Genomic DNA, 329 nt, shown 5'->3' on the forward strand with positions numbered 1-329 from the left:
GCCAACCAGCTGGCCCACCGCCTGATCGAACTGGGCGTTGGCCCCGAGGTGCGCGTCGGCGTCGCCGTGCCACGCTCGGCGCAACTGCTCACCGCACTGTTGGCCGTGCTCAAGGCCGGCGGCACCTACGTGCCGCTGGACCCGGACTACCCGGCCGAGCGCGTGGCCTACATGCTCGACGACAGCCAGGCCAAGGTGCTGTTGACCCTGGCCGACGTGCTGGAACCGCAAGCCGGCGTGCAGACCGTGTTCGCCGACCAGTGCCACGATTACCCGCAACACAACCCGCAGGTGGGCGTGGCCGCGCAGAACCTGGCCTACGTGATCTA

General features: G+C 69.3%; 1 protein-coding gene. It reads left to right on the forward strand.

Annotation, left to right across the window (positions count from 1 at the left end; genetic code table 11):
* A partial coding sequence (locus tag ACQ4N9_RS26580; protein WP_430934149.1) for an AMP-binding protein occupies positions 1-329 on the forward strand: 329 nt, incomplete at both ends.

The organism is Pseudomonas sp. ES1, from assembly GCF_050586605.1.
In the GTDB taxonomy this organism is placed as follows: Bacteria; Pseudomonadota; Gammaproteobacteria; order Pseudomonadales; family Pseudomonadaceae; genus Aquipseudomonas; species Aquipseudomonas sichuanensis.